This window comes from Campylobacter concisus (genome assembly GCF_002913865.1).
Lineage (GTDB): Bacteria > Campylobacterota > Campylobacteria > Campylobacterales > Campylobacteraceae > Campylobacter_A > Campylobacter_A concisus_AM.
Genome location: NZ_POYX01000089.1, coordinates 1 through 10,901 on the forward strand (window position 1 = coordinate 1; position 10,901 = coordinate 10,901).

At 37.4% G+C, this 10,901-nt stretch carries 9 protein-coding genes; 7 read left to right on the forward strand and 2 right to left on the reverse strand.

What is annotated here, in order from left to right; translation table 11 throughout:
• The 5 genes from CYP77_RS05935 to CYP77_RS05955 form a co-directional block, all read left to right on the forward strand.
• Positions 1-1,679 (forward strand): TonB-dependent receptor domain-containing protein (locus CYP77_RS05935; protein ID WP_103599715.1); only part of this gene is annotated, 1,679 nt, incomplete at its 5' end.
• 11 nt (positions 1,680-1,690) lie between these two features.
• The gene (locus tag CYP77_RS05940; protein WP_103567304.1) at positions 1,691-2,656 is read left to right on the forward strand and encodes an ABC transporter substrate-binding protein; all 966 of its coding nucleotides are present in this window, start codon (positions 1,691-1,693) and stop codon (positions 2,654-2,656) included.
• A complete protein-coding gene (locus CYP77_RS05945) occupies positions 2,653-3,450 on the forward strand; it encodes an ABC transporter permease (RefSeq protein WP_103567305.1) in 798 nt (265 codons plus the stop codon). The genes CYP77_RS05940 and CYP77_RS05945 overlap by 4 nt, the downstream gene beginning before the upstream one ends.
• The gene (locus CYP77_RS05950; protein WP_103567306.1) at positions 3,450-4,139 is read left to right on the forward strand and encodes an ABC transporter ATP-binding protein; all 690 of its coding nucleotides are present in this window, start codon (positions 3,450-3,452) and stop codon (positions 4,137-4,139) included. Before CYP77_RS05945 ends, CYP77_RS05950 begins: the two co-directional genes overlap by 1 nt.
• A complete protein-coding gene (locus CYP77_RS05955) occupies positions 4,132-5,238 on the forward strand; it encodes an NnrS family protein (protein ID WP_103567307.1) in 1,107 nt (368 codons plus the stop codon). The genes CYP77_RS05950 and CYP77_RS05955 overlap by 8 nt, the downstream gene beginning before the upstream one ends.
• Positions 5,239-5,240: 2 nt before the next feature.
• Here the strand turns inward: CYP77_RS05955 and CYP77_RS05960 are convergent, their stop codons facing one another.
• Positions 5,241-5,879, reverse strand: a complete 639-nt coding sequence (locus CYP77_RS05960; protein ID WP_103557879.1) for a Crp/Fnr family transcriptional regulator — start codon at positions 5,877-5,879, stop codon at positions 5,241-5,243.
• Positions 5,880-6,028: 149 nt separating this feature from the next.
• Positions 6,029-6,442, reverse strand: coding sequence for an acyl-CoA thioesterase (locus CYP77_RS05965; protein ID WP_087581367.1), 414 nt, complete (start codon positions 6,440-6,442; stop codon positions 6,029-6,031).
• 90 nt (positions 6,443-6,532) lie between these two features.
• Between CYP77_RS05965 and ciaB the strand changes: the two genes are divergently transcribed.
• Positions 6,533-8,377, forward strand: a complete 1,845-nt coding sequence (ciaB, locus tag CYP77_RS05970; RefSeq protein ID WP_103567308.1) for an invasion protein CiaB — start codon at positions 6,533-6,535, stop codon at positions 8,375-8,377.
• Positions 8,370-10,730: a putative bifunctional diguanylate cyclase/phosphodiesterase gene (locus CYP77_RS05975; protein ID WP_103567309.1), complete on the forward strand. Its 2,361-nt coding sequence runs from the start codon at positions 8,370-8,372 to the stop codon at positions 10,728-10,730. Before ciaB ends, CYP77_RS05975 begins: the two co-directional genes overlap by 8 nt.
• The last annotated feature ends 171 nt before the right edge of the window (positions 10,731-10,901 follow it).

Genomic DNA, 10,901 nt, shown 5'->3' on the forward strand with positions numbered 1-10,901 from the left:
ATCCATTTGTGACAAATTTACTTGATAGCTCTGCTGATATATTTCATATCTCAGCTGGGATGTATGGCAAAAGCTTTTACAACTCATCGCTTTTTAAATATCGTGGCACAAATTTTTATACCATTTTAAACGCAAATTTCACCAAGGCAAATAGCTATAAAGACGGAAGTGGCAAAAAATGGGACTATGGCTACAACAGACAGGGCCAAAGCGCTATTTTAGGTTTCGTGCCAAATGAGCTTAGCGAGCTTAGACTTACGTTTTTAAGGGATAATATCGATAAAGATAAGCAGCCAGAGCACGTGATGGATGCCTTTAAAACGACAAGAAAAGTCGGCAAGCTAAATATTCGCTTGGGCAAAGAAGATCTTTCAAATACGCTAAATCTTGAGCTTGTTGCAAAAAAGATTGAGCGAAAAGCTGATAATTTTCATCTAAGGGATGCTAGCCCAAATGTAAAAGTTGAGATAAAAAGAGATGTGCTTGAGGCAAATTTAAAATATGATGTTGATTTCGCAAGCTTTCATAATCAAATAGGTGCTGGCTTTGAAAAAGATAAACATGGTGGCAAAAGATACATAAAGCAAGGCAGTAACTGGGTATTTAACGGATACAGATTTGCTGATGTTAGAAATGATAAATTTATGCTTTTTGACACACTTGCTTATAAATTTAATGAAGCAAACGAAGCTTCTATTGCCTTAAAATATGAAGAGCAAAGAAGTAAGCTTAATGGGCTTGATACTAAATATTTTGCACCAAATCCAGCCATTAGCACCACTCGCGGGCTAATTCGTCAAATTTACGGTGAAGACATAAGTGATAAGATCAAAAAAGACGCTTTTAGTGCAAGTTTAAAATATAAATTTACACCAAACGATAAGGATAGCTATTTCGCAAAACTTGAGAGTTTATCTCGCTTGCCAAGTAATATGGAGCGTTTCAATACACTTTATGGTGCAGGCGATAATGGCTGGATAGCAAATCCAAATTTAGAGCCAGAAAGGCACAATAGAGCGGTTCTTGGCTTTAAATTTGGTAGCCAGTTTTATAAAGAATACCTAAACTCTTTGCAAAACAAAGATGCATTTAGCTTTAGCGGGCATTTCATCGCTGATAGCGTAAAAAATTTGATCATTTTTGATAGACGCCACTCAAAAGCCGCCATGCCACTAAACAAAAATGCTGTCATCTCAAGAAACGTTGATGCAACGCTTTATAGTGTAAATTTCAATACAGAATATAGCTTTGCAAGGCACTTTGGCTTAAAAAGCTCACTTTACTACAACTACGGACAAAACAAAACAGATGGCAGGCCACTTTATCAAATAAGGCCTTTTGAGGCAAATTTTGCGTTTGACTACAAAGACTATGCAAGCTTTGGTAGCTACAACCTTGGCACTGCACTAAGACTTGTTTCAAAGCAAACTAGAGGCGATTTTAGCAAGCAAAATGGTCTAGGTATCGACAAAAAAGAGGCTGCAAAGGGGTTTGGCTTGCTCGATCTTTATGGTGGCGTAGAGTTTAAAAACAAAGTTGGCATAAGGTTTGGCGTAGCAAATTTATTTGACAAAGATTATGCAGAATTTATCAGCGGTGATCACGTAGCAGCACTTGATCCGGTAGTCGTTCATGCCCCTGGCAGAACATTTTTTATTAGCTTTCACAGCAGTTTTTAAAGGAGAAAAAGATGTTAGATAGAAGAAAATTTTTAGGACTTAGCACAGCTTTGGGTGTTAGTGCGTTTGCACCAAATTTATTTGCAAAAGAGAGCTTTAATATGTGGGGCGCACCAGCGATCCCAAGTGTCATAATGGCAGTTGCTGCACTGCAAGGCGAGTTAAATAAAACTTATGATGTGAGCCTAAATATCTGGAAAACACCAGATCAGCTTCGTGCAGGCGTAGCTAGCGGAGACATTAAGGTTACGATGTCACCATCAAATGTCGCTGCAAATTTAAGAAATCAGGGGCTTGATTTTGCTATGTTAAATTTACTAACCCTTGGCGTAATGAACGCTATGGTCAAGGACGAAAAGATCAAAAATTTAGAAGATTTTGTAGGCAAAAAGCTAATCATGCCATTTCGAGGCGACATGCCTGATCTCGTCCTAAGGGCACTTTGCAAGAAGCGAGGCATAGACGCTAGCAAAATAGATATCACCTATACAGCAACACCTCCTGAAGCTCTACTTTTATTTTTACAAAAAGATTTTGACATTTTATTAGTCCCACAACCTCTTGGCGAAGCGACTATTTTGCGTGGTAAAAAAGCAGGCGTTAGTGTATATTACTCAGTTGATTTTCCAAAAATTTGGGGCGAGAGCTTTAGTACAAAACCGATAATCCCAATGGCTGGCATTATCGTAGAAAAGGGCTTTTATGAGAAGAGTTTAAATCTATTTGATATGCTCCACAGCGATCTTAAGAACGCACTTTCATGGATACTTGAAAACAAGCAAAGTGCGGCAAAGATTGGCTCAAGTTATTTGCCAGCTCCAGAAGTGGCACTTGCAAATGCCTTTGATAAGGCAAATCTAACAGTGACAAAAGCAAATGAACTACAAAATGAGATCATGGCATTTTTTGAAGAAATTTATCAGTTCAATCCAAAATTTCTAGGTGGTAAGATGCCAGATAAAGGTCTATTTTTATGATACTAATCGACGGTGTCAAAAAAGATCGCTCAGCCTTTTTAAAAATGATTGACTATTTTTGGGGCGGATTTAGCGGATTTGCCGTAGTTTTTTTGATCTTAGCTATTTGGCAAGTGGGAAGCGAGTTTAGCTCCCCACTCCTGCTCCCTTCGCCAAAAGATGTATTTTTTAAAGTCTGTGAAATCATAAAGGACTACAAAAATAGCGAGATAAATATAACGCTTTGTAGATCACTAGTTGGGGTTAGCACGGCAACATTTTTTGGTATATTTTTAGGGCTAATAGCAGGTAGCTTTAAAAGCTTTGCGGCCTTTTTTAGACCTGTCATTACCTTGCTTTTATCGATGCCACCAATTATTTGGATAGTGCTTGCTATTTTTTGGTTTGGATTTGGAAATTTTAGCACCATTTTTACTATCTTTATAACCGTTTTACCGCTTACTTTTGCAAGCTCGGCAGTTGCTATGAGTAGTGTAGATGAGGAGTTAAAAGAGATGTTTGATGCCTATCATTTAGGCTTTTTAAAAAAGATAAAACACCTCTATATCCCACATCTTACGAGCTATATCATAAGCTCTGTTAGCGTAGCTGTTGCAATGGGTGTAAAAATAGTCATAATGGCTGAACTCTTGGGTGCAAATAACGGCATGGGAGCAAAGATAGCAAATGCAAGGGCAATGCTTGAAACAACTGAAGTGATGGCGTATGTTCTTTTAAGCATCACTCTTATCATGCTTTTTGAGTACCTCATCATCGAGCCTTTAAAAATAGCTCTTATGCCTTGGAGAAGATGATGCTTGAGCTTAGAAATGTAGAGTATGAAATTTTAAGAGATAAGGTCGTAAGAAATTTTAATTTAAAGGTAGAAAAAGGCGAGGCGGTGACGCTTTTTGGGCCTTCAGGATGTGGAAAAACTACTATTTTACGGCTTATTAGCGGACTAAATGAGCCCAGAAAAGGGGAAATTTTTAATAAATTTAAAAAAATGACATATTTTTTTCAAGAAAATCGTCTGCTTACATGGAAAAATGCTCTTGAAAATGTGCTTTTGGTTATGGATAAAGCTGATCAAAACAGCGTTTTAAAGCTCTTTGCTAAGGTTGGTCTTAGTCAGAAAGACGCACTGAAATACCCAAATGAACTAAGTGGTGGCATGAGGCAAAGGGTTGCTTTTGTAAGAGCAGTTGTGACAAAACCTGATCTGCTTTTAATGGATGAGCCATTTTCGGGGCTTGATTATGATATGAAAGAAATTTTGATCGATATCGTTAGCCAAAGAGTGAGTGAGGGCATGAGCATAATACTAGTCACGCACGACAGAATGGAGGCTGTGAAGATGTCAAATAGAATTTATTTTCTCGCAAATAAAGGTGCGATCATACAAAAAGAGCTTGTTTTAGACGAGGCTTTTAAAAACCGTGATTTTACATTTATCAGCAAAACAATAGATGAAAATTTTAAAGGGCAAATTTATTATGATTAACAACTTTTTTACCTATCCTATGAGAATATTTTTTCTTACCAGTGCTGCCTGTGCTGTTCTGGGAGCTGCTATATTTTTTACACCAACTGATTTTGTGAGTTTGCATAAATTTATATTTTTACACCTTTTTCTAGCACTTGCCTATGCTGGTTTTTTACTCACTGGACTAACCGACTGGACGAATTTTAGCTCCTCGCTAAAAGCCCACGCTTACATTTTATTTTCGCTCTTTGCAACTAGCTTTATAGCAGCACTTTTTAGCTTATTTTTAGCACATTTCTTTATTACACTTTTTTGGGCATATCTAGTGATGCTTTGTCTTTATATGATCTGGCGAGATAAAAATCTTGATCAATTTGGTGTGCTAGGATTTTTGTTTGGTATTTTAGGCTTTGAAATTTATTATCTAATGAGTGGTAACGAAAAATTTTTAAATTTGCAAATTTATCTTCATATCATCGCTATCTTGCTTATTTCATATCGTGTTAGCGTTGTACTTGGCAAAGAAGCGCTAAAGCGAGAAAAAGATATGGATGAGGCTATTTTTGTGCCAAATTTTATCTATAAAAATATCGCTATTTGCATGACTTGTGCGTTTTTGCTTTTTAATATATTTTTTGAAAAGAGTATTGGCACCTACTATGTAGCCATTGCTTGCGGATGTGCAGTGCTTGCAAAGCTTAAAGAGTGGCACTATAAGCAACTTTTGAGGCATAATTTTGTGATTTACTATTACTTTATGCAGATATTTTTAGCAGTTGGATTTTTGGGCATCGGAGTAAGCGGGCTTTTAAATTTAGGTCTTGAGGTAAATTTTATGCACTTAATAGCCATAAATGCTGTTATTTTTAGCGTTATGCTTATTTTTAATATCGCGGGACTTCGTCACAGCGGACAAGAGCTTGAGTTTTTACGCCTTAGCAAAATTGCATTTATTTTAGTCATTTTAGCTGGCATTAGTAGAGGCATTTTGGCTTATTTTTGGAGTGGATTTTATATCCATCTGCCAGCAACTTTGATAGCACTTGCTTTTGTCTTTTGGCTCATAAATTTTTATGCAATTTTTAGAGATAATGAATTCTCTGAGGACCCTGAATGATATTAATTGGTATAACTTTCAAGTTTTTCGTGGTCGATGATGAGAAATTCGTGTGGTGTGATCTTTCTGATGATGTCGTCTTTGATAAGCTCATTAAAGGCTGTTGAGGCGCTTTGGCGCTTGAGGCCAACAAAGCTTGATAGCACCTTTAAAGAAAATGGCAAAAACACGTATCGATAGCCGTTTTGTTTTAGATCTTGCTCGTTTGCAAGCTCGATTAAGAAATTTGCAATCCTGCCCTTTGCGTCTTCAAAAAGTATCGACTTTGTGATCTGGCGCTGCACGATGATGGTGTTTAGCGTGGTTGTTAGTATCTCGCTTGCAGCTTTTTGATTGTGTAAAATTTCGCCGATATTATCTAGTCTAATGACGTAAATTTGGGCATCTTCAAGTACTTCAAATGCGCAGTTGTCATCAAGTATGGCGATGTTGTTTTTTTCTAAATGATAAAGGATAAATTCCTCGCCATCTTCAAAAAATGAGAGCTTTGCTGAGCCGTTTTTTAGGATAATTATCTCGATGTCTTCTGTGTAGATCGTGCTTGTCTTTGGCAGCTCTTTAAACTCAAATTTCTCCAGCTCATCTTGTGTTAAGATATCTAAAATATGCGTTTGTAAAAGCCCTAAGCGTGATTTTTTCATCTTTCTCCCAAAAAAGTGTAAGGGCAGATTTTACTTTATAAAGCATTTAAATAAGTTGAAATTTCTCTTTTTTGGTGTTATTTTTTTTCAAATCTTTTTAAAAATAGTGATAAATTCGGGGGTTTTGGCTGCATAAACTGCAACCAAATTTAAAAGCCGTGAAGCTCTTTTATCTTCTCATCTATCGGTTTTTTGTGCCCGTCTTTTGTCACACTAACATAGGTCGCAATGGCGCTTGTGACGTGTATAGTCTCTCTAAAACCGCCGTCATTTAGCCTAAGTGCAGTCACTTCTATCTGCGTTGTTATCGATGTTTTACCAACTGCGATGATCTTTGCATAGCAGCTTAGTACGTCGCCAACAAAGACTGGTTGCTTGAAGATGATCTCTTTCATAGAAATCGTCACAACTCGCTCAGGCGAAATTTCTCTAGCAGCCTGCGCACCTGCAAGGTCTATCTGACTCATTATCCAGCCGCCAAAGATATTGCCAGCTGAGTTTGTATCTTTTGGTAGCATCACTTGCTTAATGCGTGGCTCGCCAAAGTCCTTTAAAATGTCCATTTTTTGCCTTTTAGATCTTAAAATTTTGGTAAATTGTAGCAAATTTTAATGGCTTTATGCTAAAATCCTGCAACTTTAAGGGATGAAAAGATGAATGATTTTAAAAGACTAAATGAACTTACAAAAGAGCAAAAATCTAAGCTAAACGCTATTTATAAAAATTTAGATGACAAGATCATAACTGATGCTCTGAAGATTTGTACCCTTGATGGCACGCCAAGCCAAAAACTAGCTCTTGCTAGAAGGATAGTTGATCTTAAAGTTGATCCACTTCAAAATGAGCTAAAAAAGCTAAATTTAGGCGATGACGAGCAAAAACGTGTGCTAAATTTGATCTACGGCTATGTTAGAAATTTATATGAAAATTTACACTCCGAGCTTATAAAAAAGGCACGTGATGAGAAAATTTTAGACCAGTTTTATCAAGCCTTTGTTGAGGCTATGCACGAGCTTGGGCTTAGTCTAAATGCATGGCAAATTTCGTGGCAAGATAAGATAATAGAGACCACAAATAAAGAGTTTGAGGCTAAATTTAAGGATTTAAGCCAGGCAAATGAGTTCATCACTAAAAACGGCTTATTTCAGTGTGATAGTAATGGCGTAAGAGCTGATAGAACTTATGGCGCAGTTTGTAAAGAGGGCGAGAAATTTAGCTTTTTGCCTTATGCGCTTGCCTTTAAAGATGAGGTTAGAGAGCTTAAAAAAGTATTTATAAAAAATCTTGAAATTTTAAGAAATTTAGCTAAGAGCGACGAGCAAAAATCATACGTAAAATACCTTGAAAAGCTGCAAAATGCCTTTTGCGAAGAGGACAACGCAAAGGTTATAAACGCTTGGCAAGAGGCTGAGATAGCGTGGATGGATGTAAAAGGCGCGCTTCAGCCAGGCCATCCGCTAGAGTACTACGAGGACGCCTACACGCACGCAGTCGCACTTGAGTGGGACATCAGGCTGGTTGATAGCGAGGGCATTGATGAGCTTAAATTTAAAGAAAAAGTGACAAAAACTTACGAGAGCGTTTGCGAAAAGATCAAATTTGATAACGCCGCGACAAACAAGGCAGTTAGTGAAAATATCGCTAGAACGCAGCTTTATATAAGCGTGCCGATGATCTACTACGGGGCGGAGCTAAATGGGCTTTTTAGCGCTCAGGTCGTGCCAAATGATGAGAGCGTGAGCGCAAAATGCGGCAAGAAAATTTTTGCCTTTGTAAATCACGTCTATGAGGGCGCAAAGGCAAAGCCTTTTATGAAGCTTGGGGCTGAAATTTTTAGCAAGGAATTTTTGGATTTTGGTAGGGAAATTTTATTTTTAAAGCCAAAAATTTGGAAAAAAGTTTATGAAATCTCAACAATTGGCCATGAGTTTGGCCACATCCTTTTTATAGGACTTGATACTGAGATGAGCATGAATAAAAGTGGCGTCTTTAAATTTATCGAAGAGTACAAGGCGACGACTGGTGGGCTAGTAAATTTCTTCTTGCACGAAGAGGCGGAGTATAAAATGGCCGTCTTTCACGAGCTAATAGCCCGTGCGGTTGGGCTTATAGCGTGGCGAAAGGTCGATGAGGTGAGGGCTTATTATTGCGAGGGGCTTATACATCTTAGCCTGCTTTTTAGGGCTGGAGTGCTTAAATTTGACGGCAAGCTAAGCGTGGATATGAGCGAGCAAGCTTACGCTAAATTTAAAGAAATTTGCTTGCAAAACTACTTCGAGCTAGCGCAAACATATGCTAAAAAAGATGATGCGAGCGTGTTTTTGGAGAAATTTTCCCAAAAAGATGAGCAAAGCTACCTGCCAAAAGATGAAGAGTGCAAGAAATTTGTTGAGCATTTTTACGCTAGGTACGAGGCTATCGGCAACGACGTCGATGATAGCGGCGAGTGGCAAAGGTGGCAAAAGCTAGCCCAGGAAGCGGAGAGCGGCCGTGCTTGATAGGATAACAAATTTTCACAACGGCTCTTTTTTATTTATATTTGCCCTGATTATTGCTTATTTTTCTGCTATTTATCTGGGGGATCAGTTTTATCTGACGGCTTTATCAGTCGGTACCGATGTAGCGATCGCCATATTTTTGTTCTTTTTATTAAAAAGTAGTAGAAATTTAAACTCATACTGGACCTATATATTTTTAGCTATAGCGAGCTGGGCGTTAGCAGATATCCTTTTATTGCTTTATGATAGATCGCTTCTTATGCAAGGAAACATCTCCCGCACAGATCTTATGCAAATTTTATATTTGATCCCATTTTTTATGTTTATTGTATCTGCTATTGCTTTTTTTGCAAGAATTTTAAAAAGAGTGATATGGCAACAAGTCGCGGTAGATGCGCTTGCTTTGATGCTTATAACGGTTAGTTTTTTTTGGTTTGTAGTTTTTGATAAAAGTTTAGTAGTAGCGCTTAATCAAGAATTTGTGACTAGCCTTTCATATATCATAATGGATATTTTTATCTTTTGCTTTGTCTTTGTTGTCGCATTTTCACTAAATTTTGTATCAAAAAAACCAGCTTTTAGCTATAAAAGAGTGAGCCTTCTTTTATATTTATTAGCTTTGCTTATCATTTGCATTTGCGACGCATACTACTCATCAAAGGCCTTTTTGGCATACGGTGGTACAAATGTTCATTATGAGTTTTTCTTTAAAGTTGCATTTTTTATTATATTTGTAGCTTGCTTGCACCTAAAGGAAAACGAGGCAAATATCAAGATAAGAAGCTACAGAAAAGACTATATAAGGGTGCTTATATATAAATTTATCACCTTGCTTATCGTATCTTTACTCTTTTTAGGAGCTGCTAATACAGATAAAATTTACTCTGTTTGGATAGTTTTTCTGCTTATGGTTTTGCTAGCCTATGCAGCGCTAATTTATAGTATCTCAAGCACAGTTGCTATGAGGGATTTAGCTAGATCTGAAAGGCATATCATCGCTCAACTTGACGAAGAGATCCAAGATAGCCTAAGAGAGCTTGAAGAGAAAAATGAGCGCTTAAGGCAGCTTAGCGAATTTGACTCACTCACTGGGCTTTTAAATAGACAGTCATTTTTAAGCAAATTATCAGAGATGATAAAGACCAAAGCGCTTGGCGAAAAGATAGATATTTATTGCATCGACATCAACCACTTTAAGGCTATAAATGACTCATACGGCCACTACGTGGGTGATGAGGTGCTTTTGAAATTTTCTAAAAATATAAAAGCGATCTTGCCAGAGGGCGCTATCGTCTCAAGGTTTGGCGGTGATGACTTTATGATAGTTTTAAAGCAAAAAAATGAGGGGCATTATAGGGAATTTTTATACTATCTGCTAAACATCATAGCCGAGCAAATCTCAGTTGGCGATTATAAGATAGCTCTTGGAGCAAAGGTTGGCGTTAGCTCAACGCAAACAAGTGAAATTTTAGCTGATGATCTTATCATGCAAGCTGGAGCCGCACTTGATGCAGCCAAAAGAGATGTCAATACAAAATATGTCTTTTACGATGATATAAAAGAGATCATTCAGGAGAAAAACTACATAGAAATTTTGCTAAATTCTATGAATTTTGATGAGGAATTTAGCCTAAATTTCCAGCCGCAGTATCTGCTAAATGGTAAAAAGATAATAGGCGCTGAGGCGTTAATTAGATGGAATTCTCCGGTAAAAGGCTTTGTAAGTCCGGCTAAATTTATCCCAGTTGCCGAGCAAAGCTCTATCATAAATACAATAGGAATATGGGTGGCAAAAGAGGCCATAAGGCAGATGAGCTACTGGAACAAAAAGTATGGCATCAGCCTAAAAGTTGGCATCAACATCTCGCCAAAACAGGTTGATAATGTAAATTTTGCATCGGATATCTTTGGCTATGTTGAAGAATTTGGTATGGATCCAAAGTGCGTTGATATCGAGCTTACAGAGGCAAGCCTCGTCAATGCCGAAGAGATCATGCAAACAGTCTTAAAGAAATTTTCGGATAAAGGTATGAGTATCTCGATCGATGACTTTGGCACCGGCTTTTCATCGATGAACTACATCAAAAAGTATCCACTAGATAGGCTAAAGATCGCAAAAGAGTTAGTTGATAACATCGCTATAAATGAGATCGATAGAGACGTTGTAAAAAGCGTTATAACTCTAGCTAAAAATATCGAGCTAAAGACGATCGCTGAGGGTGTTGAAGATGAAACTCAGCTTGAAATTTTAAGAGAGCTAGGCTGCGATGAGATACAAGGTTATTTCTGGGGTAAGCCGATGAACGCTAAATACTTTGAAGAGCTCATAAGAAGCACGCTTGATCACATCTAAGCTTGTAAATTTACAAGCTTAGCCAATAACGCTTTTGTAGTCTAAATTTTCAAAAAGCAGTAGCTCTTTTTTGCTCTCTTTTATAAGTGTTTTTACTAGCTCTGAGGTTTCTTTATTTTTTGGCAAGACAAGATGAATTTTTTCATTTATAAAGATGATAAAGATATTTTT